At 61.7% G+C, this 24,164-nt stretch carries 24 protein-coding genes; 15 read left to right on the top strand and 9 right to left on the bottom strand.

Annotated elements, in window-relative coordinates; genetic code table 11:
* Nucleotides 1–10: 10 nt before the first annotated feature.
* Entirely contained in the window at nucleotides 11–1,480 is a 1,470-nt protein-coding gene (betB, locus tag QTL94_RS25040) for a betaine-aldehyde dehydrogenase (protein ID WP_289803392.1), read from the bottom strand.
* Nucleotides 1,477–2,076: a transcriptional regulator BetI gene (gene betI, locus QTL94_RS25035; RefSeq protein ID WP_065689794.1), complete on the bottom strand. Its 600-nt coding sequence runs from the start codon at nucleotides 2,074–2,076 to the stop codon at nucleotides 1,477–1,479. Before betI ends, betB begins: the two co-directional genes overlap by 4 nt.
* 138 nt (nucleotides 2,077–2,214) lie before the next feature.
* Here betI and QTL94_RS25030 point away from each other — a divergent pair, with 138 nt between their 5' ends.
* The 4 genes from QTL94_RS25030 (at nucleotide 2,215) to QTL94_RS25015 (ending at nucleotide 6,210) form a co-directional block, all read left to right on the top strand.
* Nucleotides 2,215–2,763, top strand: a complete 549-nt coding sequence (locus tag QTL94_RS25030) for an HdeD family acid-resistance protein (RefSeq protein ID WP_065689795.1) — start codon at nucleotides 2,215–2,217, stop codon at nucleotides 2,761–2,763.
* A 188-nt stretch (nucleotides 2,764–2,951) separates the two neighbouring features.
* Nucleotides 2,952–3,185: a ribbon-helix-helix domain-containing protein gene (locus QTL94_RS25025; protein ID WP_065689796.1), complete on the top strand. Its 234-nt coding sequence runs from the start codon at nucleotides 2,952–2,954 to the stop codon at nucleotides 3,183–3,185.
* A gap of 148 nt (nucleotides 3,186–3,333) precedes the next feature.
* Nucleotides 3,334–5,139, top strand: coding sequence for a GGDEF domain-containing protein (locus QTL94_RS25020; protein ID WP_289803391.1), 1,806 nt, complete (start codon nucleotides 3,334–3,336; stop codon nucleotides 5,137–5,139).
* Between the two features lie 75 nt (nucleotides 5,140–5,214).
* Nucleotides 5,215–6,210: an NAD(P)H-quinone oxidoreductase gene (locus QTL94_RS25015; protein ID WP_289803390.1), complete on the top strand. Its 996-nt coding sequence runs from the start codon at nucleotides 5,215–5,217 to the stop codon at nucleotides 6,208–6,210.
* Here the strand turns inward: QTL94_RS25015 and QTL94_RS25010 are convergent.
* Nucleotides 6,194–7,609, bottom strand: a complete 1,416-nt coding sequence (locus tag QTL94_RS25010; protein ID WP_289803389.1) for an MFS transporter — start codon at nucleotides 7,607–7,609, stop codon at nucleotides 6,194–6,196. The two genes, QTL94_RS25015 and QTL94_RS25010, sit on opposite strands and share 17 nt — an antisense overlap.
* A 103-nt stretch (nucleotides 7,610–7,712) precedes the next feature.
* Between QTL94_RS25010 and QTL94_RS25005 the strand changes: the two genes are divergently transcribed.
* Nucleotides 7,713–8,333 (top strand): helix-turn-helix transcriptional regulator, encoded by a 621-nt coding sequence (locus QTL94_RS25005; RefSeq protein WP_289803388.1) that lies wholly within the window; start codon nucleotides 7,713–7,715, stop codon nucleotides 8,331–8,333.
* Here the strand turns inward: QTL94_RS25005 and QTL94_RS25000 are convergent.
* Entirely contained in the window at nucleotides 8,330–9,544 is a 1,215-nt protein-coding gene (locus QTL94_RS25000; RefSeq protein WP_289803387.1) for an MFS transporter, read from the bottom strand. The two genes, QTL94_RS25005 and QTL94_RS25000, sit on opposite strands and share 4 nt — an antisense overlap.
* Nucleotides 9,545–9,744: 200 nt before the next feature.
* Here QTL94_RS25000 and QTL94_RS24995 point away from each other — a divergent pair, with 200 nt between their 5' ends.
* Together QTL94_RS24995 and QTL94_RS24990 are read left to right on the top strand one after the other, a co-directional pair.
* A complete protein-coding gene (locus tag QTL94_RS24995; RefSeq protein ID WP_289803386.1) occupies nucleotides 9,745–10,752 on the top strand; it encodes an asparaginase in 1,008 nt (335 codons plus the stop codon).
* Between the two features lie 140 nt (nucleotides 10,753–10,892).
* Entirely contained in the window at nucleotides 10,893–11,642 is a 750-nt protein-coding gene (locus QTL94_RS24990) for a hypothetical protein (protein ID WP_289803385.1), read from the top strand.
* Here QTL94_RS24990 and QTL94_RS24985 read toward each other — a convergent pair.
* Nucleotides 11,617–12,372 (bottom strand): DeoR/GlpR family DNA-binding transcription regulator, encoded by a 756-nt coding sequence (locus tag QTL94_RS24985; RefSeq protein WP_289803384.1) that lies wholly within the window; start codon nucleotides 12,370–12,372, stop codon nucleotides 11,617–11,619. The two genes, QTL94_RS24990 and QTL94_RS24985, sit on opposite strands and share 26 nt — an antisense overlap.
* Before the next feature lie 118 nt (nucleotides 12,373–12,490).
* Between QTL94_RS24985 and QTL94_RS24980 the strand changes: the two genes are divergently transcribed.
* Both QTL94_RS24980 and QTL94_RS24975 read left to right on the top strand, forming a co-directional pair.
* A complete protein-coding gene (locus QTL94_RS24980) occupies nucleotides 12,491–12,856 on the top strand; it encodes a DUF4406 domain-containing protein (protein ID WP_289803383.1) in 366 nt (121 codons plus the stop codon).
* 88 nt (nucleotides 12,857–12,944) lie between these two features.
* Nucleotides 12,945–13,565, top strand: a complete 621-nt coding sequence (locus tag QTL94_RS24975) for a glutathione S-transferase family protein (RefSeq protein ID WP_289803382.1) — start codon at nucleotides 12,945–12,947, stop codon at nucleotides 13,563–13,565.
* Here QTL94_RS24975 and QTL94_RS24970 read toward each other — a convergent pair.
* Nucleotides 13,562–13,927, bottom strand: a complete 366-nt coding sequence (locus QTL94_RS24970; RefSeq protein ID WP_065689806.1) for an MmcQ/YjbR family DNA-binding protein — start codon at nucleotides 13,925–13,927, stop codon at nucleotides 13,562–13,564. The genes QTL94_RS24975 and QTL94_RS24970 overlap by 4 nt on opposite strands.
* 355 nt (nucleotides 13,928–14,282) lie before the next feature.
* Here QTL94_RS24970 and QTL94_RS24965 point away from each other — a divergent pair, with 355 nt between their 5' ends.
* Nucleotides 14,283–15,179, top strand: coding sequence for a LysR substrate-binding domain-containing protein (locus QTL94_RS24965; protein ID WP_289803381.1), 897 nt, complete (start codon nucleotides 14,283–14,285; stop codon nucleotides 15,177–15,179).
* On the opposite strand, the gene QTL94_RS24960 is transcribed toward QTL94_RS24965, so the two are convergent.
* Nucleotides 15,180–15,839, bottom strand: a complete 660-nt coding sequence (locus tag QTL94_RS24960; protein ID WP_065689808.1) for a glutathione S-transferase family protein — start codon at nucleotides 15,837–15,839, stop codon at nucleotides 15,180–15,182.
* A 135-nt stretch (nucleotides 15,840–15,974) separates the two neighbouring features.
* Nucleotides 15,975–17,351, bottom strand: a complete 1,377-nt coding sequence (locus QTL94_RS24955) for a TIGR03808 family TAT-translocated repetitive protein (protein WP_289803380.1) — start codon at nucleotides 17,349–17,351, stop codon at nucleotides 15,975–15,977.
* Between the two features lie 188 nt (nucleotides 17,352–17,539).
* Between QTL94_RS24955 and QTL94_RS24950 the strand changes: the two genes are divergently transcribed.
* The 5 genes from QTL94_RS24950 (at nucleotide 17,540) to QTL94_RS24930 (ending at nucleotide 23,334) form a co-directional block, all read left to right on the top strand.
* A complete protein-coding gene (locus QTL94_RS24950; protein WP_289803379.1) occupies nucleotides 17,540–18,550 on the top strand; it encodes a ligase-associated DNA damage response exonuclease in 1,011 nt (336 codons plus the stop codon).
* 277 nt (nucleotides 18,551–18,827) lie between these two features.
* A complete protein-coding gene (locus QTL94_RS24945; protein WP_289803378.1) occupies nucleotides 18,828–20,453 on the top strand; it encodes a cisplatin damage response ATP-dependent DNA ligase in 1,626 nt (541 codons plus the stop codon).
* 118 nt (nucleotides 20,454–20,571) lie between these two features.
* Nucleotides 20,572–21,495 (top strand): alpha/beta hydrolase family protein, encoded by a 924-nt coding sequence (locus QTL94_RS24940; protein WP_289803377.1) that lies wholly within the window; start codon nucleotides 20,572–20,574, stop codon nucleotides 21,493–21,495.
* Nucleotides 21,496–21,601: 106 nt separating this feature from the next.
* Nucleotides 21,602–22,438: a L,D-transpeptidase gene (locus QTL94_RS24935; RefSeq protein ID WP_289803376.1), complete on the top strand. Its 837-nt coding sequence runs from the start codon at nucleotides 21,602–21,604 to the stop codon at nucleotides 22,436–22,438.
* A gap of 170 nt (nucleotides 22,439–22,608) precedes the next feature.
* Complete coding sequence (locus QTL94_RS24930) at nucleotides 22,609–23,334, top strand: L,D-transpeptidase (RefSeq protein WP_065689812.1); 726 nt, start codon at nucleotides 22,609–22,611, stop codon at nucleotides 23,332–23,334.
* 42 nt (nucleotides 23,335–23,376) lie between these two features.
* Here the strand turns inward: QTL94_RS24930 and QTL94_RS24925 are convergent, their stop codons facing one another.
* The gene (locus tag QTL94_RS24925; RefSeq protein ID WP_289803375.1) at nucleotides 23,377–24,087 is read right to left on the bottom strand and encodes a DUF1194 domain-containing protein; all 711 of its coding nucleotides are present in this window, start codon (nucleotides 24,085–24,087) and stop codon (nucleotides 23,377–23,379) included.
* Nucleotides 24,088–24,164: the final 77 nt, after the last annotated feature.

Raw genomic sequence — 24,164 nt, 5'->3', positions numbered from 1 at the left:
GCTTTGCCCCTCAATAAGGTGCCTGCACCGGCCCCATGCCGACATAGACCGTCTTCAGTTCCGAATAGTGCTCGAGCGCGGCGAGCGAATTCTCGCGCCCGAAGCCGGATTGCTTCGAGCCGCCGAAGGGGATTTCCACCGGGCAGAGGTTGTAGGTGTTGATCCAAAGCGTGCCTGCTTCCAGCTGGTCGACCACGCGGTGCGCGCGGGTCATGTCGGCGGTGAATACGCCGCCGGAGAGGCCGAATTCGGTGGCATTCGCGCGGGCGATCACATCCGCCTCGTCATCGAAGTCGAGCACGCACATGACGGGCCCGAAGATTTCCTCGCGCGCGATCGTCATGTCGTCGGTGACGTCGGCAAACACGGTCGGCTGCACATAGTAGCCTTCGCCGGAGACATTGTTCGGAATGCCGCCACCGGTGACCAGCGTCGCTCCCTCGGCTTTGCCCTTCTCGATGTAGTCAAGCACCTTGCCGCGCTGCGCCCAGGAGACCATCGGCCCGAGCTGGGTCGCCTCGTCCATCGGGTCGCCGATGGTGATCGCCTCCGTGCGCGCCTTCAGCCGCTTCAGGAATTCACCCTTGATGGCCTTGTGGACGAAGACGCGGGTGCCGTTCGAGCAGACCTGACCGGTCGAGTAGAAATTGCCGAGCATGGCGCCTCCGATGGCGCTGTCGATATTGGCATCGTCGAACACGATCAGGGGCGACTTGCCGCCGAGCTCCATAGTGACATGCTTGAGGCTGCCGGCGGCGGCGGCCGCGACCTTGCGGCCTGTCGGCACGGAGCCGGTGAGCGACACCTTGGCGACATCGGGATGATTGACCAGTAGCGGGCCGGTGGTGCGGTCACCCTGGATGACATTGTAGAGGCCCTTCGGCAGCCCCGCTTCATGCAGGATCTCGGCGATGGCAAGCGCCCCAAGAGGCGTGTTTTCCGAAGGCTTGAAGACCATGGCGTTGCCGGCGGCGAGCGCCGGTGCGCCCTTCCAGCAGGCGATCTGCTGCGGGTAGTTCCAGGCGCCGATGCCGACGCAGACGCCGAGTGGCACCCGCTTGGTATAGGCGAAATCGCCACCGAGAGGGATGTAGGATCCATTGAGACCGGCCGCGATCACACCACCGAAGAACTCGAAGCTGTCGGCACCCGAAGTCGGGTCGGCGACGATCGTTTCCTGGATCGGCTTGCCCGTATCGAGCGTCTCAAGTTCGGAGAGTTCACGGTTACGCTCGCGGATGATGTCGGCGGCTCGCTTCAGGATGCGACCGCGCGCCGTCGGGCTCATGGCTGCCCATTCCGGCTGCGCGCGCTTGGCCGCGGTGATCGCCTTCTCGACGATGGCAGGCGTTGCCGCGTGGAGCCTCGCAATGACCTCGCCGGTTGCCGGATAGAGGCTTTCGATGATGCTGCCTGCTTCGTCTTCGACATATTCGCCATCGATGAAGTGCGACGCCTTCGGTTGGGCTCTGAGGGTCATTGGTTCGGTCCTTTCGGAAAGGCGGCGAGCGCCGAATTGATGTAGTCCTCGGTCAGCGAGATCGACGCCTCGATACTGATCGGCGCAGATTTCAGACTTTGGCGGATATAGAGCCCGTCGATCATCGCGGCCGCGCCCTCTGCGATGCGTTCTGCGGCATCGGCGGGTCCGAGCGCCTTCAGGCTGGCAAGCAGGTTGGAGCGCAAGCGCCTGGCATAGATGACCAGGAAGCGGCGCGTTTCTTCCGAGCGCTGCGCTTCGGCGTAGAAGGCGAGCCAAGCGGCAATGGTCTGCGGCGCGAATTGGTCGGCCTGGAAGCTCACGCGGATCACGGCCGAAAGCTTCTCGCGTGGCGTATGCGCCGCCTTGAGTGCTGCCACGGCATCGTCGCGCAATTGCTTCAGCAGAAAGCGCACGGTCTCGATCAGCAATTGCTCCTTGCTGCCGAAATAATGATGCGCAAGGGCAGGGGAGACGCCTGCCTGCCGGGCGATTTCGGACATGGTGACGCTCAGCGAGCCGTGATCGCCGATCACGCGCAATGCTGCATCTACAAGCGCCTTTCGGCGCACGGGTTCCATTCCAAGTTTCGGCATGAAGTCGCTCCAGATCGATGCATCTTAATTTTGATTGACTGATCAATCAATAAAAATACCGTCGGGTTTTCCGACTTTTATCCCTTTTCATCTATCTTGCTTGTGGCATATTTTCCCTTACCAACCGGGAGGTGCATGATGACCGATGTTTCGAATGGAATGCCCTTTTCGTCCCTGCGGTCGAAATGGATCTGGTTCGTGGTGCTGGGCGTGCTTCTGCTGGCCTGCGGTATCATCGCCGCCGGGAATGTCGCGATGGCGACCGTGGTGTCGGTCTTCTATGTCGGCATCCTCATGCTTTCGGGCGGCGTCATCTATCTTATTCACGCGTTTCAGGTGCGCAGTTGGGAGCAGGTACTGTTCTGGGCATTGAGTGGTGTGCTCTATGTGCTCGCCGGCGTTTTCGCCTTGATGAACCCCATTCTGGCATCGGCGGCCCTGACGCTCTTCCTGTCGATAGCGCTTCTCATCGCCGGCATTTTCCGCGTCTTCATCGGCTGGCGCATGCGCCCGCTGAAGGGGTGGGGCTGGGTGCTGGCAAGCGGTCTCATCACCGCGCTGGCTGGCGTCGTGATCTACCTCGGATGGCCCGCGAACAGCCTTCGGATCCTCGGCCTTTTCCTCGCCTGCGACCTTCTCATTCAGGGCTGGTCGATGCTCGCCTTCGGCCTTGCGATCCGCCGCTGACTTATGCCCGCAATCCACAGGCTCGTCTCACGGATTGTTTCTTTTTTGACAAGCATGTGAGCGGCGTCTAAAATTAAAGACCTGAAGGCAGCCGCGGAAACGGCGGTGTCCGTGGCATCTGCCTGAAGCTGATTGAGAATCCCCCGACTGGGCAGTCTTCTGTCCGACGAGGTAAAGGGAGGAATGTCATGCCTATGGTCACCGTTTCCATCTCCCCGTTGCAGGCGGCGGACATTCGTGCAGCAGTTGACGATGGTAGCTATGCATCGAGCAGCGAAGTGGTGCGTGAAGCATTACGCCTGTGGGATGCCGCCAGGAAGACGAGCGATGTTCTTCCCCACGACGACTATGCGCACGGCGAAGGCAAGTGCGTTGCGGACATGTTTGCCGATCACGAAGCAGCCCATCGCCGCTCCGCCTGATCCCAAATTTTTGGTCCATACGACACGGCCGCGTTGCGCTGATGCGGCCTACGCACCTTTCACAAAAGTTTCACATTGGTGAAAGCGTTCGTTGACTCTTCTCCAGCAAGGTCCCCGCATAAAATAATAAGTCATTGTGGAGATCGGCATGTCTTTGGCTGCCGCCGTCGAACCGGCTCTTGTTCGTCGCTTTGCCAGCGATCAGATTGTAACGCTTGCCAAGCTTGTCGTCGAAAATGCCTTTCAGCCGATCGTGGAGGCGGGGACCGGTGTCGCGTTCGGTTACGAGTCGCTCATGCGCGGGCAGGAGCGCCTGGGCTTCAATTCGCCGCTCGAGATTCTGGACGAAGCCCACAGGCACGATCAGCTGCTGCAGCTGGAGCAGATGGTCGCGAGCCGCGCGCTGGCGAAATTCGCGGCGCTTCCCAACTTTGCCAATGCCACCCTGTTCCTCAATCTCGACGTTCGCCTCATACCCCATGGCGAACGGCTGGTCGAAAATCTGCTGCAGCACCTGAAGCTCGCCAATATCCCGCCATCATCGATCTGCTTCGAGTTCTCCGAGCGCTTCGACAACACCAGTGTTCCCGAGTTCGAAGCGCTCGTCTCGCTGTTGCGCAGGCGTGGCTTCAAGCTGGCGATCGACGATTTCGGCGTCGGTCACGGCGAAATGAAGCTGCTGTGCGACCATCCGGTCGACTATCTGAAGATCGACCGCTTCTTCATCGCCGACATGGACAGCAATCCACGCAAGCGTCACCTGCTGAAGAACATCGTCCATATCGCCCACGTGCTCGGCACGCGCGTGATTGCGGAAGGCATCGAGACCGAGGCCGAGTTCATTGCCTGCCGCGAATACGGCGTCGATCTCGTGCAGGGCTGGTTCATTTCCCGGCCGACGACGCACCTTACCGAGCTGCAGCCATCCTTTCCCCACCTTCAGGACCTCGGCAAGAGCAAGCGAAACACGCAGTCGCTCGATGAAATCCTGATCCGCAAGCAGATCGAGATGCTGCCGACAGTCTACGAGAACGATACGATCGACAGTGTCTTCGAACTGTTCCGCCGCAATCCGCACCAGGCCTATTTCCCCGTCCTCAATGCGAACGGCGAGCCGCGCGGCATTCTCCACGAGCGCCACCTCAAGGAATATATCTACCAGCCGTTCGGGCGCGATCTGCTGAAGAATAAGGTCTATGAGCGTACGATCTCGCACTTCGTCGAAATGGCGCCGATCGTCGGCCTGGATTCGGATGCCGAGCAGCTGATGGCGATCTTCGCCAACATGGAAGGCAGCAACTGCCTGCTTCTGACGGAAAACATGCGCTATGCCGGCGTTGTGTCCGCCGCCTCGCTCATCAAGGTCATGAACGAGAAGAAGCTCAAGACCGCGCAGGACCAGAACCCGCTGACCGGTCTTCCCGGCAATCACGCGATCCGCGACTTCATGCGTGAATCCAGTCGCGACGGGGATGAGACGCGCCACTTCTGCTATTGCGACTTCGACAACTTCAAGCCGTTCAACGATGCCTACGGCTTCCATCTCGGCGATCACGCGATCTCGCTGTTTGCTGCCTTGATGCGGCGCTACTTCTTTGCCGAGCGCCACTTTCTCGGTCACGTCGGCGGCGATGACTTCTTCATCGGCGTGCACGGCTGGACGAGGGAGGAACTCACGGAAATCCTCGATCGCCTAATCAGCGATTTCCACGACGATGTACTCGATCTCTATTCCGACCTTGACCGCGCCGCCGGTCGGATTCGCGGCCATGACCGCGCTGGCACCGAGGCATTCTTTCCGCTGATGCGCTGCTCGATCGGCGTGCTGGAACTGCCGGAAGGACTGGTGCTCGACGATATCAATCGCGTCAGTGCCGCCATTGCCCATATCAAGGCGGAAGCAAAGGAAAGCGCCGAAGGATTGGTCTTCCATCTGCTAGGCGAGGCGAATTGACGCCTCTGGCAAATCCGGCCTTCTCAACCTCCTGAAGCTGAACTATCTCATGATTCAGAATGAGGAGTCGGGATCATGTCGTTGCCTGCGCAAATGCGCTTTGTCGCTCTGCCGAGCTTTGGCCCGCCGGAGGCCATGAACATTGTCACCGGGCCGCTGCCCGTCGCAGGTGAGGGGCAGATCCTGGTTCGCACCGAGGCAATCGGCATCAATCGCCCCGACGTTGCCCAGCGCCAGGGCACATATCCGCCGCCAAAGGACGCAAGCCCGATCCTGGGTCTCGAGCTCGCCGGCGAAGTGGTGGCGATCGGACCCGGCGTCAGCAGCTATGCCATTGGCGACAAGGTCTGCGGTCTTGCGAATGGCGGAGCCTATGCCGAATATTGCGTGCTGCCCGCTGGCCAGGCTTTGCGCTATCCGAAGGGCTATGACGCGGTAAAGGCCGCAGCGCTTCCCGAGAATTACTTCACGGTCTGGGCCAACATGTTCCAGATGGCCGGATTGACCGAGGGTGAAAAGGTTCTGATCCACGGCGGCACCAGCGGCATTGGCACCACCGCGATCCAGCTAGCGCGAGCATTCGGCGCCGAGGTCTATGCGACGGCCGGCACCACCGAAAAATGCGACGCCTGCGTGAAGCTCGGCGCCAAGCGCGCGATCAACTACAAGCGCGAGAATTTCGCCGAGGTGATCAAGGCCGAAACCGGACACGGCGTCGATATCATCCTCGACATGATCGGCGCGGCCTATCTCGAGAAGAACCTTGCTTCGCTCGCTAGGGATGGCTGCCTTTCCATCATCGCCTTTCTTGGCGGCGCCGTGGCGGAGAAGGTCAATCTCGGGCCGATCATGACCAAGCGTCTGACGGTGACCGGCTCGACGCTGCGCCCGCGCACGGCAGAAGAGAAGCGCGCCATCCGCGACGATCTCCTGTCGCAGGTCTGGCCGCTTCTCGACTCTGGCAAGCTCGCGCCCGTCATCTACAAGACCTTTGCCTTCGACGATGTCGTCGAGGCTCACAAGCTGATGGAAACCAGCAGCCATATCGGCAAGATCATGCTGCGTCTTTGAGTGTCATCGACGCAGCGATCGTGATCAGGCCGGGTAGCGCCATGATGATGTAGAGCCAGTGGGCGGCGGACATGCTGCCCGCGATGCCACCGGGATCAAGGAGGCCGGTGCTGTTGGCGATGACGCCGGCAATGGCCGCGCCGAAGGCGCTGCCGAGTGACTGTACGGTGGAAATCGCCGCCGAAGCCTTGTCCTGCTCGGCGCTGTCGACCAGCCGCAGAACCTTCGTAACCAGATGCGCCCATCCAAGGCCCACGCCAAAGCCCATCATGAACATGCCGACAACGGCCGGCCCGAGGAGCGATAGCTCGGTCGCCTGATTGTCTCTGGCGAGAAAGATCGTCAGCGAAGCGACCGCAACGGTTTCGACCACGCAGCCGATCACGATGGCTTTGCTGGCGCGCTTGCCCGAGAGCGTGCCGCTGAAGAAGGCGGCAAACGTCCAGCCGAGCGCCACGAGTGCGGTCAGGTAGCCGGAGATCAGCGGCGTGACGGCATGCAGGACCTGCAGGAAGTAGGGAATGTAGATGTCGCTCGTCAGCACCAGCAGCAGCAGAAACATGGTGAGATAGACGCGGGCGACGGGCTTGGAGAGCGTAAACGCCCCCGAGGGTAACAGGCGATTGGCGCTGCGGCGCTCAAGCACGATCATCGTCACGATGGCAATGACCGAGGCACCGACCAGCATCGCCTTGGATTGGGTCTCGTCGATGGTGCCGGCAAGGCTGACCAAGAGCACGGCAGCCAGCAGAAGGCCGATCTGCAGGATGGGGGTCTTGCCGTGCGCCCGGTCATCATCGGCAGGCGGCAATAGCCAGGGAGCAAGCGCCGCCATCAGCACGCCGAGCGGCACGATCAGCAGGAATGCATGGCGCCAGGCGCTGCCCTCGGAAAACAATCCGCCCAGCGTCGGGCCGAGAAGAGTCGATACGCCCCAGATGGCGGCGTAGAGCGTCGAGGCCTTGCGCCATAGCGGTTCGGGGTAGGCGAAGCGGATGAAGGCATAGGCAAGGCCGGCAAGCACGCCCGCGCCGAACCCCTGAACCGCACGACCGGCGAGGACGACCGCCATCGCGGGCGCCGCGGCGCAGATCAGGCTGCCGGCGCCGAACACCAGCGCGCCGGCCACATAGACGCTGCGCAGGCCGGTGCCCCGCGGCCGCATTGCCACGAAGATCGAGCCGAGGACGGCTGCGGCAACGTAGAGCGTGGTCATCCATGAAAGCAGCGAGAGGCCGCCGATATCCCGCACGATCGACGGCGCGATGGTTGCCGTGATGTACGTCTCGACCGCGTAGAGCGTGACGCCACCACCCAGCATCAGCGTGGCAGGCAGGAGGGGTCGGGAGAAAAGACGAAAAACCGACGGCTTGTCGGGTGCGATTTCGATGCAGGTCATTGCGTATGCCTTGGTGTTTCCGGGGAATTTTCTTTTTGCAAGTTATTGCTTGGAAAAATTGCACGAGCATGTTATTAAAGCAAGTAGAAACTTGGAAAAATAAATGCGCCAGTCGCCTGCCAGCAGAATCCTATTGCTGATCAAGACGGAAGGGCCACAGCTTGCCTCCGCCATTGGCGCTACGCTGGGCATTTCGTCGGAGGCCGCGCGCCAGCAGCTCACCCGTATGGCGGAAGAGGGGCTGGTGGAAGCCATCAGCGAGACCGCGCCAGGCCGAGGACGGCCGCCGCAGCTGTGGCATCTGACCGCTGCCGGAAACAACACCTTCCCGGATGGCCATGCCGAACTCACCAGCAGCCTTCTGACGACACTGGTCGCTCAACTGGGGCAACCCGCTCTTGATGCGATCATCGCCGCGCGCGAGACGGAAACGCTGACGCGTTATAGCGAAGAGATCCGCGCGCCGGATCTCCCGAGCCGCGTGCAGCAGCTTGCGGCGGTTCGTACCGGCGAAGGCTACATGGCCGATAGCTGGCAGGACGCTGACGGATCGCTGCTGCTCGTGGAAAACCATTGCCCGATCTGTGCCGCAGCGACCGCCTGCGCCGGCTTTTGCCGCTCGGAACTCGATGTGTTTCGCACAGTTCTCGACGCGAAGGTGGAGCGCGAGGAGCATATCTTGCATGGCGCGCGCCGCTGCGCCTATCGAATCAACCCGCTCTAGGCGTGTTGCCCGGCCGGCTGCCGACCGCGCTCGATGAAGAGCAGCAGGCAGACGGAGGCGACGCCGACTCCCGCCGAAACCAGCGCCGTGCCGGAGTAATCGGTGAACGCGGTACCTGCCGCGAAAATGGACGCGCTTACGCCATTGGCGATGAAGGTGTTGACCGAGATCAGCGAACTGCCGAGGCCGGGGCGATCGGCGATCAGATCCTGCATGTAGGTGATCGGAACGCTCAGGATCGCCGCTGCGCCGCAGGCGTTGATGAGCACGAGCGAATAGATCTGCCATGGCGCCCAGACAAAGCCGAGCAGCGTCAAATACAGGCAATAGATCGCCGCCCCCACGGCGAGCACGTGAACGCTGCGAAACCGCCGTTGCAATGCGCCCCACATCATCATGAACGGCATTTCCAGAAAAGCGACGAGCCCGGCCATGAAGCCGACATCGACCACCGTTCCGCCCGCTCCATGGGTGATGACGAGCGGCGAGACCACGCTGTTCACGCGCTGCAACCCCAGCAGCAGTGCCATCATGCCGACCCGCACCGCGACATGGGGCGAAAACACCCTGCCGAGCGACGAGAAGAAGCCGATATGCTGCGTCGCTGGTCCCTCGCGCCTTGGAGCCGGCTTTGCAAGAAACAGGTATAGGCAAAAGCAGGTCAGGCTTGCTATGCCGGCAACGCCATAGGCCGGCATCATCGATTGCGAGTGCATCAGGTAGAGGCCGATCAGCCCCGGCGCCAGCGCCCAGGAGCCGGAAAACAGGGCCCGTACGGTAGAGGTGATGGCGGCGCCTCTTCCACGGTCCATCGTGTTCGTCGTTGCGCGGATGCTGGCGAACAGGATCGAATAGGTCGAGTTGCTGATCGGGATGAAGACCAGCATGGCGATCATGAAGACGGCGGTCGTGCGGAACTCGTAGATCATTCCGAAGCCGAGCATGCCGCTGACGGAAAGTGCCAGAACCAGCGGCCGGCGGTCGCTCAACTTGTCCGACCAGATGCCGAGCGTCAGGCTGGTGGCGACGTTGACCAGCGCCGCAAGAAAGATCAAGCCGGAATAGGAGCGGTCCGACATGCCGAGTTCGTTGATGCCGATGATCGATTGATACGGCATCGTGGAGGCATAGGTGAAGGCTAGCGCAATGAGCGTCAGCGTTGGAATGCGAATACGGACGTCGCGGACGATAGAAGAAAAGGCAGATGGCATGGCGTGGTTCCCGATGTCCAAGCTTTAGACTGAGGCGGCCAGCTTGCCCAACCAGAGTTTTTGATAGAGCACGTCAAATGCTGTGATGAATGGTCGCGCCACGTGCCGGCGGCTCGTCGCAGCGATTGTCGAAATGCCGTTTGCATTGTCGATGCGATTGGCTATGCCTGAGCACCGTCCAATCAATCCGGATTCTTCCCATGACCAATCCCGTTACCGTCGAAGTCACCCGTGGCGCTCTCGTGGAGAGCCGGCATCGCGGGGCGATTGTTGCCGTCGATGGTGATGGAAAGGTGGTCTTTTCAGTTGGCGATATCGACGCGGGCGTGTTTCCGCGTTCCGCCTGCAAGGCCATGCAGGCTCTGCCGTTGATCGAAAGCGGTGCCGCGGACGCCTACGGCTTCGGCAACAAGGAACTGGCGCTCGCCTGCTCCTCGCACAATGGCGAAGACGAGCATGTCGCCCTTGCCGCCGCGATGCTGGCGCGGGCCGGTCGGGACGTGGAGACCCTGGAGTGCGGCGCGCACTGGTCCTCCAGCCAGCGGGTGCTGATCCATCAGGCGCGCATCATGGAGAAGCCGACGGCACTTCATAACAACTGCTCGGGCAAGCATGCCGGCTTCGTCTGTGCCTGCTGCCATAAGGACATCGATCCCAAGGGTTACGTCGGCTACGATCATCCGCTGCAGCAGGAGATACGCGCAACGATGCAAAGCCTGACGGGCGCCGTGCTTGGGCACGACAATTGCGGCACCGACGGCTGCTCGATCCCGACTTACGCGGTGCCGTTGCGTGGCCTCGCTCATGGCTTCGCGCGCATGACAACCGGGGTGGGCCTCGAACTACTTCGCGCCAAGGCCTCGCGGCGCCTGCTGGAAGCTTGCATGGCCGAGCCCTTCTACGTGGCGGGGACCGGCCGGGCGTGCACGGCGTTGATGCAGATCGCGCCGGGCAGGATCTTTGCAAAGACCGGTGCCGAAGGGGTGTTCTGCGCAGCGGTGCCGGAGCAGGGGATTGCGATCGCGCTCAAGTGCGATGACGGACATTCTCGCGCCGCCGAAGCGATGGTCGCGGCCACACTCAGCCGATTCTTCGTGAAGGATGAACCCGTCCGGGCCGCCCTTGTGGCCATGGCGACGGTGAGTATGCACAATTGGAACGGCATCCACGTGGGCGACATTCGCGCGGTGGATGCGCTGACAGTGTAAAGCGTTTCGGAACGGAACACCCGACCGGCGCAAAGCAGAAACAACTAATGTATGCGAAACTACAGCCCGCGAGAACGGATGCGGTTTCGCAGGTTTAAGCTACTCTTGGCTATGTACATCGAACGCCATGAGGGCAGGATATGTTTGCAGGCCGCTATCTTTGGTGGATGCTGATCGCAATCGCGGTCTTCCTGTTCTTTACGATGTGTTTCGACTACGTGACGTGGGCGACGGTCGCGTCGTCGGGTTGCGCGCGTGTCGCCGGCTCCTGCGGACCGATCATCCTCACCATGTCCGGCTCGATGAAACCATCAGGCGTCTATCTCACGGGCGGCATTATTCTCGTCGTGACCTTCGCCCGCATTCACTACATTTCTCTCAGCTGGATCTGGGTGCCGATCATGGCCATCTGGTTCGTCGCGTCGGCGCCGTTCCCGCTGTTGCTTGCCAACGGCTGGACGGGCCAGCTGAAGGCCGAGGCGGTGCTCGAGGGGCTCCCCGTTGCCTTCCTTTTCCTCGTGACCTTCTGCCTTTATCTCAGCCTTGCCTTCGAGGAGAGCGGTGCGCGGCCACTCGGGTCATGGCGCCCGTTGCGCGTGGCAATAGGTTTGTCTGCCGGCTACGGCGCGCTGTATGCTTTCGCCCAAGCCCCGGCCTTTGCCAGAATTCCAGGGCGCCTGCTGGGCGATCCTGCGCTGGCGGCAGCGATCGCCGCTTTCCAGCCGCATCTCCGCGATGTGCTGACGCTCGGCCGTGAAAGTGAAGCGCTGGCATTCCTTGCGCTTGGCTTGTTCGTGCTTGGCCTTGCCGCGAGCCTGTTGCCGCAGAACTTGGAGGAGCTGAAGGCGCGTCTTGCAGCACCCTTCATGCTTCGAGGATCGCGGCATTGAGATCGCGATAGGGCGCTAGCTGCGCTTCCTTCACTTCGGACGGAACGATCAGGCCGGATACACCAGAGACAGGCAGAATCTGGCAGGCTGAAACGCGATCGAGCTTGTCTTCCGTGAGCAGCACATAGGTATCGGCGGCGCAGCCTGAGATATGCCGCTTGATCGCCGCCTCCTCGAAATCGCCGGTCGTAAGCCCATGTACCGGATGGGCGGCCGTCACGCCGAGGAAGAAGATGTCAGGGCGAAGCTGCGAGATCGCAGCCATCGCCACAGCTCCCGTTGCCACCATGGAATGCTTGTAGAGCCGTCCGCCGATCAGGACCACTTCGGCGGTCGGATGGTGCTCCAGGTCCGTCGCAATCGTCGGGCTGTGCGTGACGATGGTGAAGGCGAAGCTGCGCGGCAGGTGCCGCACCATCTCTGCCGTTGTCGTGCCGCCGTCGAGAAAGATCATCTGGCCCGGCTTGATCAAGCCCGCCGCCTTGACGCCAAGCCGCTGCTTGCCCTCCAGCGATACGTCCTTGCGCGTCGAAAAATCCGGCAGCTCTGGCGAGATCGGCGTTGCGCCGCCGTGAACCCGCTTCAGCAGGCCCTCCGCGGCCATTTCCCGCAGGTCCCGCCGGATGGTGTCTTCCGACAGCGAAAGGCTCTCGGCGACTTGCTTGGCAATGACCTGGCCGTCACGGCGCAGAATGTCGAGGATCAGGGATTTGCGTTGCGAGGTCAGCATCGGGCTCACGAAGTTGAATGAATGATCACGAGTTTGCACGAAAAGATTCGACAATCAAGAAATTTCATGCATTTTCGCGCAATCCCGTGCATGACGCCGGGAATGAAGGAGATGAACGATGTTGATTTTGATTGCAGGCCCCTACCGTTCGGGAACCGGTGACGATCCGGCCAAGATGGCGGCCAATCTGAAGCGTCTGGAAGCGCCGTCGCACGCCCTGTTTCGCGCGGGCCATGTGCCGATGATCGGCGAGTGGGTCGCCTTGCCGGTGTGGCATGCCGCCGGCGGCCAGGTGGTCGGCGACGAGCTCTACGAGCAGATTTTTCACCCCGTTGCGGGGCGCTTGCTTCAGCTTTGCGAGGGCGTGCTACGTCTGGAAGGCGACTCCAAGGGCGCTGATAACGATGTTCGCATCGCCCGGGAGCGTGGCATTCCGGTCTGGCACCGGCTCGAGGACGTGCCTGGCTGCGCCGAGGCGGCGTGATTGTCGAGGCCGGTTTTCCGGCCTCGCTTCCCCACTTTTGCATTCGCGCGTCAGCGTTATATGCTTCCCGAAAAAGAGGGATTCGATCATGCTGACATTGTATTTCTCACCGGGTAGTTGTTCGCTGGCAAGCCTGATTGCCCTGGAGGAATCCGGCCTTCGCTTCGAGGCGAAGCGGGTCAATTTCGGCGAGGCCGAGCAGCGTTCTCCCGAGTACCTGGCGATCAATCCCAAGGGGCGCGTGCCCGCGCTGGTAACCGAGCGCGGTATCATCACCGAGACGCCCGCGATCCTGGCCTACGTCGCCGCCCTGGCGCCGGAGGCAAAGCTTGCTCCGCTCTACGATCCTTTCGAATTTGCCCGCCTGCAGTCCTTCAACAACTACCTCTGCTCAACCGTGCATGTGAACCACGCGCATGGCCGCCGCGCCAGCCGCTGGGCGGACGAGCCGGTGGCCATCGAAGCGATGAAGGCTAAGGTCTCTGAAACGATGGCCGACAGTTTTACGCTGATCGAGGAAAAGATGCTGGCGGGACCATGGGTGATGGGCGATCACTATTCCGTCGCTGATGGCTATCTCTACGTGATGACGGGATGGCTGCGTGGTGACGGCGTCGATCCGGCGCAATTCCCCAACATATCGGACCACCATGCCCGCATGATCCATCGTCCGGCGGTCCAGCGAGCATTGGCGCGTGAGCGCGCCTAATCCCGGAGCTGGGAACGAAAGGCGGATGCGAGCTTCTTCGGTGCACGAAAAAGCCAGGCGTTGATCAGCCTTTCCTTCAGTTCCGCGTCCCCGATCGCGGCGATGCGGACCGGCAGGTGCGGCCACCCAATGTAATGCGGCGTCTGATAGTAGATCTCCGGTGCCATCTCGATCAGCCACTCCTTGTCGTCGATGGGAACCGACAGGACGATTGTGTCGCCGTTCTTCACGGCTACGAACGACTTTCCTCCGACCTTGAGCGCTGGATTGCCATAGGATCTGCTTTCCTCGATGCCCGGCAGGCCGGCTTCCGCAACAAGTCGCAACAGTCGGCTGACGATGGCATCGACACTGTCCTGCATGTTCCACCCGATCTCCGTGTCGGGTGATACTAGCAGATCCTGCCCATCAAGCGCATCTATCGCTCAGTCGCGGCTCAAACTGGCGGGCGCGCGGTTGCGGCGAGAATGGTAGGTCGGCGAGTTCCGTCAGGGACATGCGGGCGACATCGGGATGCGTAAGCGGATCCTTCGCCGGGTTGGCGACGTAAGGTGTCTCAACGGTTTCAGAACTTAAGAAAAACTTCAACAGATCTATCATCTGCCTCACCCTCGCTGGTGCTGTGGGCATGCACGGTTGGCGTATAGGTAGGGACTATCATCGGCGCAGATGCGGAATTCAATTGAGATTAATCAGAGATCGCTTTAGAAAAACTATATGAAGAATCTGAATTCCGTTCACCTGAATGGATTGCGCGCGCTCGAGGCGGTTGGGCGGCTAGGGTCGTTGCAGGCCGCCGGCGACGAGTTGGGCGTGTCGATCGGTGCCGTCAGCCAGCAGGTGATCAAGGCGGAAGCTCAGCTTCAGCAGGTCATCTTCGAGCGCACGCCGAAGGGGATGGTGGCGACCGAGACCGGCGCACGGCTGCTCGCAATCCTGACGGAGGGCTTTCAACGCCTGTCACAGGCCGTCGCCTCGGTACAGCGCAGGGACGACAGCATCCTGACGATCTCGGTGGCGCCGGTTTTTGCGGCGCGCTGGTTGGTCTACAGGCTCGACCGCTTCGCAGAACGCCATCCCGACGTCAACTTGCGCATGGACGCGACCACCCGGCTTGTCGATCCCGCACTTTGCGACGTCGATATCGGCATCCGTGTGGGAGAAGGTCATTGGCCGGGCGTGAATGCCGATCTGCTACTGGCGCAGGAGGTCTTTCCGGTCTGCTCGCCGGCGATGGCCGCAAGGCTGAGCCAGCCGGCCGATCTCCTGGCCTTGCCAGCTATCATCGACGGACACGCGATGTTTGGCTGGGAGGTCTGGATGCGCGAAGCGGGGTTGCCCGGCGCAACGCTCGAAACGCGCCACGTCTTTAATGATGCGTCGCTATGCCTGGATGCGGCGATCGCCGGGCAGGGCGTCATGCTGGCGTGGCAGACGCTTGCCGGCTATGCGCTTGAACAGGGGCAGCTGGTCGCGCCTTTCGCGATCCGTGCCAAGACCGGCTTCGGCCATTATTTCATCACGGCCGAAGGCGCGCGCGAACCCAAGAAGGTGCGGGACTTCAAGGCCTGGATCCGCGAGGAGATGACCAGCACCTTGAAGCTCTTTCCCTGATCAGATCGGCTCCTGCGAGCGCGTCGCCTGCATGGCGATATAGGCCGGGCGGGCCTGGCAGCGCTTGATCCAGGCATCGACCTTCGGATGGGCCGCAAACAGTGCCTGCTCGGTTTGCGCATAGCGCAGCACCTCGGCAAGGTTCAGATCGGCAGCGGTAAAGCGGTTGCCGACGAGGTAGTCCGTGGTCGCGAGGTGCTTTTCCAGCACCGCGAACTGCCGCTTCAACGAACGGGTCGAGACAGCGATCGTCGCCTTGCCCTCGTCGGTGCTTTCCTTCTCGTTGTCGTAGGTCGTCACGATCTTGATCGTTTGCGGCTCGACCTCCGTCGCCGCCCACAGCGTCCACATCGTCAGCAAACCGTCTTCCTCGACGGTTTTGCCAGCAAACTCACCGCCATGCTTGCGCGCGAGGTAGAGAGTGATGGCCAATGACTCGTGCATCACGAGGTCGCCATCCTTTATGCTCGGGATCATCGACATCGGATTGATCGCCACGAATTCGGGCGACAGCGTGTTGATCGGTGCATCCGCGGCCAGCGGATTATCGATCCGCCTTGCCTGCAGCACCGGCACCGACGTGAACTCCAGTCCAAGCTCTTTTGCCATCCAGTAGACGCGCGAGGCGCGCGAACGATAAACGCCGTAGATCGTAAGCATGTCAGAGATCCCCTTGCTTGATATGCAGGGAAACTAGAACCCACATAGCCGCAGCGGAAGTGTCCTGCCCTGATTGATCAATGAAAGGTTTTGATACATCCGCCAACGCGAGGCGCGTTGATGAGGCATGCGTGGTCACGAGATCCGATTGCGCTCGACGGTGAGCTGCGGGTAGGGGTTCTGTCCGTTCGCCGCCAGTTCGTCGGACATCTTCTTGTCCCAGGCAAAGCCGACGACTGCGCCGCCAGCCGTTTCCTGAAACACGTTGTCGGTAATGACGGCAGTTCCCGCACCGTCTGCGACCGACACCACGCAGCCGACCCCGGCCTTGCGGATGATGTTGCCGTTGACGACGAGATTGCGCAGGTAAGGCCCCCAGCCGAGCTGCATGCCCCAGCGCGGCGCATTCTCGATGACATTCCCCGAAATGAGCGTGTCGGCCTCCGCCGCAATCCCGACACCGAAGCCGAGCTCGTGTTCGTAGGGTCCCTTCAGGGTGAGGTTGCGCACCACGTTGTCGGTCACGCTCGCGAGCCTGCCGCCCTTGTCGAAGTTGGCGATCGAGATGCCGTTGGCGGCACCGTCGATCATGTTGCCCGAGACGACGGCGCCCTGGAATTCGAACTCGACGTAGAGCGCCGTTTCGCCGGAGCGCAGGCACTGGTTGGCATTGATCTGGATGTTGGAGGCGGAGTTGGCACGGATGGCGCTGAACGCGCAGTCGGAGACATGGTTGTTCGTGACCGTGACGTTATCGGCGCGGAAGATGTTGATGCCGTTGCCGTTCTGTCCCGTTCCGCCGTCGTTGGCCCGGATCCGGTAGACACGGTTGTTGCTGACGATGCTGTCGTCATCCGCCTTCTTCCAGCGGTGAATGAGGATGCCGCCGTTGCCGCAGTCGAAGACTTCATTGCCGGTGACGGAAAGCCCGGTGGACTCGACCGCATAGATCCCGGATTGCCCGGCGCCCGATATCCTGCTGCGCTCGATCCTCCCGCCGCAGCGCTCAAGCTGCAGCGCGTGCTTGCGGCTGCCGATGATCTCGCAATTGTCGATCAACACCTCGTCGATGCCGGAGAATTGCACCAGCGCGCCGGCATAGTCGCCAAGCCAGCGGTTCTGGCCATCGATCACGATGTTGGAGAGTTCGATGCGCTTGACGTTCTCGGCCGAAAACAGGTGCCCGTCGCCGGTGTAGACGATCCGCGATGCTCCGGGGACACCGGTGATGCGGGTGTTGTCCGGCAGTGTCAGGTTGGAGACCTTGTAGGTGCCGGGCGGCAGGAACACCGGCACGTTCGACTGCGACGCCTCGTCGATCATCTTTTGCAGGCTGGTGCTCTTGCGGTCGCCGCTGGCGGGCAGGGTCTTGTAGCGGATAGCATCAATCGACCCGCGCAGGTCAGCCTGTTGCGTCGCCGCAAAGGCGGCAGGCGCCGACAGCGCCGCGGCCGCAAGGGCTGCAAGACGAAGGAGTTCGCGGCGGGACGGTGTCGAAAGAGGCTGGTTCATGCGGATAGTCATGCAGGAAGCATGCCGCGACATCTGTATCATTTCGGGTCACCGCGGCGGCGTGAAGCAACGACTTTTAAATCAAGGCGTGAGCGGCGATCTCCCGTCGCGACACTGCAGTCGGCGCCGCTTGGCACCAGCAGGAATTGCGCTGGTCGTTCCGGCTTTTGCCGCTATCTTAACGCCTGATGAGACCTGATGCGTTGCTTTATCCCGCACCCGAGGGGCTTTATTGCCCGGCCGGACAATTCTATGTCGATCCCGTACGTCCGGTTGAGCGGGCATTGATCACGCACGGCCATTCGGACCATGCCCGATCGGGCCATGCCAATGTGCTCGCCACCCGCCAGACGCTCGATATCATGCGCATCCGCTACGGCGATGGATTCTGTGGAAGCGAGCAGGCTGCTGCCCTTGGCGAGGTGATGACGGTGAATGGCGTCACTGTGAGCTTCCATCCCGCGGGGCATGTGCTTGGCTCCGCGCAGATCGCCATCGAGAAGGACGGCACGCGGATCGTCGTCTCGGGCGATTACAAGCGCCGCCCAGACCCGACCTGCGCGGCCTATGAGCCGGTCGCCTGCGACGTCTTCATCACGGAAGCGACCTTCGGGCTGCCGGTCTTTCATCATCCGGATCCGGCCGGTGAGATGGCGAAGCTCTACGCCTCGTTGCGGCAGTTTCCCGAGCGGACGCATCTGATCGGTGCCTACGCGCTCGGCAAGGCGCAGAGAGTGATACGGCTGTTGCGCGGTACCGGCTATGACCAGCCGATCTACATTCACGGCGCCATGGAAAAGCTTTGCGACTACTATGTCAGCCAGGGCATCGACCTTGGCGAGTTGCGGCCGGCCACGATCGAAACCAGCGACAAGGCCATGTTCAATGGCGCCATCGTCGTCGGCCCGTCGTCGGCCTTCTCCGACCGCTGGGCGAGGCGTTTCAACGAGCCGCTGCCGGCCTTCGCCTCTGGCTGGATGATGGTTCGCCAACGCGCCAAGCAGCAGGGGGTGGAACTACCGCTGGTCATTTCAGATCATTGCGATTGGCCGGAACTCACGGAAACCATATCGGAATTGCGCCCCGGGGAGGTCTGGGTCACGCACGGTCGCGAGGAGGCGTTGGTGCGCTGGTGCGAGTTGCAGGGCATCAAGGCCAAGCCGCTGCACCTCGTCGGCTACGAGGACGAGGGCGATTGATGGCATCTTTCATCCTTGAGAACCCCTCCCCAACCCCTCTCCACAAGGGGGAGGGGCTTGCGCGCACCGCCGCCGCCCGAGGAACACCCGAGAGGGGACCAAGGGGCGGCGGGCGAAGCAGAAGCAACACAAGCCGGACGGTTCTCGCCTTCCCGCAGTGGCTCCCACGAGTTAGCTCCTCCCCCTTGTGGGGAGGGGTTGGGGAGGGGCCTTTATCGCGACTCCACAACGCTCTTTTCTTCTTCTCCTCGCAGGCGAGAAGGCAAGGAGACTGCCGATGAAGGCTTTCGCCGATCTCCTCGATCGCCTCGTGCTGACCCCGAGCCGCAACGGCAAGCTCAAGCTGCTGGCCGATTATTTCAGGAATACGCCTGACCCCGATCGTGGCTACGCTCTCGCTGCCATTGCCGGCACGCTGGAGGTGCGCAACGTCAAGCCGGCCATGCTGCGCGAGCTCGTGCTGGAACGGATGGACGAGGTGCTCTTTCGCTACTCGTACGACTATGTCGGCGATCTTGCCGAAACCATCTCGCTTGTCTGGGACAATGAGAAGGACATCGAGCGCTCGGCGCTTGGTCAGCCGCGCCTCGGCGATGTCGTCGTGCAGATGAACTCGCTCGGCCGCACCGAGGTTCGCAGCTTCGTGCGCGACTTGCTGGATCGCCTTGATCCTTCGGGACGCTTCGCCTTTATCAAGCTTGCGACCGGTGCGCTGCGTATAGGGGTGTCGGCGCGCCTGGCAAAACAGGCGCTGGCGGATCTCGGTGGCAGGGACGTGACGGAGATCGAAACCCTGTGGCACGGCCTGGCGCCTCCCTACGAAAGTCTCTTTGCCTGGCTCGAGGGGCGCGGCGGCAAGCCGGTGCTGGCGACGCCTGCCATCTTTCACTCCGTGATGCTGGCAAATCCTGTTGGAGAGGGGGATCTGGCCAATCTCGATCCGGGGGACTATGCCGCCGAGTGGAAGTGGGACGGTATTCGCGTGCAGCTGTCGCGCTCGGGCGAAACGCGCAAGATCTACTCCCGCTCCGGTGACGACATCACGACGGCCTTTCCCGATATCGTCGACGCGATCACCTTCAACGGCGTCATGGATGGCGAGTTGCTGGTCGGCGGCACGGCGCGCTCGAACAGTCCGACGAGAACATTTTCAGACCTGCAGCAGCGACTGAACCGAAAGACGGTTGCGGGCAGGATGCTCGAAGACTATCCGGCCTTTATCCGCGCCTACGACCTGCTGTTCGACGGCGACGAGGATGTGCGGGGCCGCACATATCTCGAACGACGCGAGCGTCTTTCGGAGATCGTCGAGGTGGCGCCGCACGACCGCTTCGACCTCTCTTCGCTGGTGGACTTCACCTCGTGGGACGAGCTGGACCGGTTGCGCTCCTCGCCACCCGATCCCGTCATCGAAGGGGTGATGATCAAGCGTCGCGACAGCGTCTATCAGGCGGGCCGATTGAAAGGGCCATGGTTCAAATGGAAGCGCAACCCCTACAACGTCGACTGCGTCCTGATGTATGCCCAGCGCGGCCACGGCAAACGCTCAAGCTACTATTCTGATTTCACCTTCGGGGTCTGGACCGAAACGCCGGACGGCGAACAGCTGGTTCCAGTCGGCAAGGCCTATTTCGGCTTTACCGACGCTGAACTCGAGATTCTCGACAAGTTCGTCCGCAACAACACCACCGAGCGCTTTGGTCCCGTCCGCGCCGTGCGTGCAGACAAGGACTTTGGTTTCGTCGTGGAGGTGGCCTTCGACGGCATCAATCGCTCGAATCGGCACAAGTCCGGCGTGGCCATGCGCTTCCCGCGAATCTCCCGATTGCGACAGGACAAGCCTCCCGCCGAGGCGGATCGCCTCCAAACTCTCATCGCAATGATCGATGCAACAACGGAATGACGGTTTTTCCCTGACGCAAAATGACGCAGGCAACCGATCCTCAACACAATGTGTGTTGGCGAAGCCGCATGCCGGGTGCAATTTTCCCGTTGGACGCGGGGAAAGACGGAATAGCGACATGACAAAAGACAACGATAAGACCTTTCTTCGCCAACGTCGCCTGCTGCTCGCAGGCATGGCCGGTGCGCTCGTTCTGCCGCGCGTGGCCGATGCGTTCGATGTACCCGCCGAGCCTCGCCTGATTACCCGCGACTACGCCAAGGTCCGCAAGCATTTCCACACCAAGCTGCTGCAGAAGGGCCCGGCTCCAGACAGGTACGAGCCGCTCGACGCGCCTGTCGGTGCCGACAAGATCTTCTACCGCTCCGGCTATGGCGGCGAACTCGAACTGATCGCCTGGGTCTCGAAATACAAGCGCGAGAGCAAGCCGAAGCCAGCCGTTCTCTTCCTGCATGGCGGCAACGCCATGGGGCGCGGGCATTGGAACCTGATGGATCCCTATGTCGATGCCGGCTATGTCGTGATGATGCCGACCATGCGCGGCGAAAATGGGCAGATGGGCAATTTCTCCGGCTTCTATGACGAAGTGGATGATGTGCTCTCCGCCGCCGACCGTCTGGCGCATCTTCCTGGCGTCGACGCCAATCGTCTTTTCATTGCCGGCCACAGCATCGGCGGAACGCTGACGATGCTTGCCTCGATGAGCACCGAGAAGTTCCGGGCGGCCGCGCCGATATCGGGCAATCCCGACGCCTTTCGCTTCTTCAATCGCTACCCGCAGGACATTCGTTTCGACGACGAAAACAGCCACGAGTTCGAGGTGCGCACCGCGCTTTGCTACGCGCAGAGCTTCAAATGCCCGGTCCGCGTCGTCCATGGCACCGACGAGTCGCATTTCAATGACCGCGCGGGGCTGCTCGCCAGTCGCGCGCGTAGCGCAGGCGTGCGGATCGAAACGGATACGGTGACAGGCAACCACACCTCGGCGCTGCCGGCCGAGATCGCGCAGAGCATCCGCTTCTTCCACGGCGTCGCCGCGTAGTCGTCTCGGCTGGTGGCGATGCCGCCATGCCACCAGCTTCGCGCCAGCCGCGTTTGCCATTCTCGTGCTAGCTATACGTGTCGCTGTCATCGATGAGGGTGGTTTTATGAATGGTCTCAGCCGGGTGTCGTCCATTGCCGGGCTTGCTGTCGCAGCTCTGTGCCTGAGCGGCTGCAACATCCTTATTCCGGATACCGGCGCCACCGATCCCGCCCGTTTCGTGCAGGAGACCTCGCCGGTCTTCTACCAGCCGCCCGGCGTCGATCCCATGCGCGTCAAGCCGATCGATGCGCCGGTGCCGCAGCGCCCCGGCGTCCCGGCAACGATCTATAACCAGACCTATGGCATCCCGGGTGCGAACACGAGCAGGACCTACGGCCTGCCGGTGAGCAACCCCGTCAACGCCGCCCTTTACGGCCAGGTACGCGACACCGATTTCACCCTGCCGGCTATTCCGATCAGCCGCATCGATCCGCAATATCTGCGGCAGGAGGTCGATTATCCGACCAAGGAAAAGCCGGGTACGATCGTCGTCGACACGCGCACCAAGCACCTCTATTTCATCGAGCCCAACGGCAAGGCAATGCGATACGGTGTCGGCCTCGGCCGCGAAGGCTATGCATGGTCGGGACGTGGCGTCATTCAGTGGAAGGCGAAATGGCCGCGCTGGACGCCCCCGGATGAAATGGTCGAGCGTCAGCCCGATATCCGCTCCTTCTCTGCTGCCAACGGCGGCATGAACCCCGGTCTCGGAAATCCGCTCGGCGCGCGGGCCCTGTATATCTTCAAGGATGGCCAGGATACGCTCTACCGCATCCACGGAACACCGGACTGGCAGTCGGTCGGAAAGTCGACGTCGTCGGGTTGCGTGCGCATGCTGAACCAGGATGTGGTAGACCTTTACGATCGGGTTCCGGCCAAGGCGGAGATCGTTGTGATGTAGCCGTGCCACAGGGGACGTGAGAACGTTCACTGAACAGCGGACACGTCTTCGTGAGGTTATGGTTTATTCAGTACAACGGGATAATTTCAATTCTGTCGTCACCGGCGTTGAACAACCCTCCAGGGAACGGCGTTCGTCGTTCCCGCGCTAAAGGAAACCAGACCCGCGTTATGAGCTTTGAAAAAACTATCTCCCGTCGCAGCTTCCTGTCCCTGTCGGCCCTGACCGCGGCGTCGGCGCTGGCAGGCTGCGCCTCCTCTTCGGGCAGCAGCGGGCCGATCGGCCAGCCGATCTCCTTCCCCAATCCGGTTCGCGCCTTCCAGACGACACCGGCACCCACCGACGCCGAACTGGCCGTGATGTACGGTCCCATCGAGGACGGCGGCTTTTTGATTCCCGCTGTTCCCTATCAGCAGATCGATCCGCGCTTCTATCGCCAGCAGGTAATAGACCCGACCGGCGAGGCACCCGGCACCATCGTTGTCGATACGCCTTCGCGCTTCCTCTATCTCGTCCAGCCCGGCGGCACGGCCATGCGCTATGGTGTCGGTATCGGTCGCGAGGGCTTTGCCTGGCAGGGCTCCGGCGTCATCCAGTGGCGTCAGAGATGGCCTCGCTGGAAGCCGCCGAACGAGATGGTTGCCCGCCAGCCGGAGCTCGTCAAATACTCGATCGAGAACGGCGGCATGGAACCGGGCCTGAAAAACCCGCTCGGCGCCCGCGCGCTCTACATCTTCTCCGGTGGGGAAGACACGCTCTACCGCCTGCACGGCAATCCAGACTGGCGGTCGATCGGCAAGGCTGTATCGTCCGGCTGCGTGCGCCTGCTGAACCAGGACATCATCGATCTTTACGACCGCGTGCCGAACAAGGCGCCGATCGTGGTGAAGCAGTAATCTTCGAAATGGCCTCTTCCCGGGTACGGGAAGGGGCGTCCATCACGGGTGCTGGGCGACCTGGACCTCAGTGGATGGCGACAGCTCCCGGATCAGCTTTCGTCGGATTGCCTCGGCATAATCCGCAAGACTCCTGACCTCCATGACAAAAGCGTCATCGCCCAGGATCACCCGCGTTTCGTAATAGCCGCGAAGATCAGGCTCCTCGTCGGAAATCACCAAGCCGTTGACGATCGTCCCCATCGCTGTCGCCCGCTGGCGCGCATCATAAAGCGATGGCGTCTTTCTGCGTTTCGGCGCGACCGTTTCCTTGCCGTCGCCCGAGACATTGATGATCGTCTTGATGGCGCAGAAGCTGGGATCGGACAACAGATCGAGCGCCGACCAAATGCCGTTGCCGATGTCCGTATTGCCGAACACCGTGCGGTGGTTGGCCTCGATGGCAAGCGCGAATGGTTCCGCACCGACGCCGTCGGTTATCGAGAACCAGTCAAGTTTCTGGGTCGAGAACTCCCCATCCCCCCAGAAGACCGCCGACACGCGGACAGAACCGGCGTCTTTCAATGCCTTGAGCACGCCATCGTCCCGGAAGGCGTCGGCAATGGCGAATTTCTGAAACGCATATTCCTCATCCGTGATGCTGCCGGATCCGTCGACGGCAAGCACGAGGGCGATGTCGGCGCAGGCCGAGGATTGCGACGCGGCCATCGTGAAAAACAATGCCGCAGCCGGCCAGATCAGCTTCCTGAACATCCGCATCCCTCCCGTCCTCGCACCCCGCTGAAAATCACTATGACAAGGGCTCGCTTTCCTGCTGTTATATGAGCGTT

It is taken from the genome of Rhizobium sp. S96 (assembly GCF_030382195.1).
GTDB lineage: Bacteria > Pseudomonadota > Alphaproteobacteria > Rhizobiales > Rhizobiaceae > Rhizobium.
The sequence above is the reverse complement of the archived record's forward strand: the minus strand, read 5'-3'. Positions and strand labels throughout refer to the sequence as shown.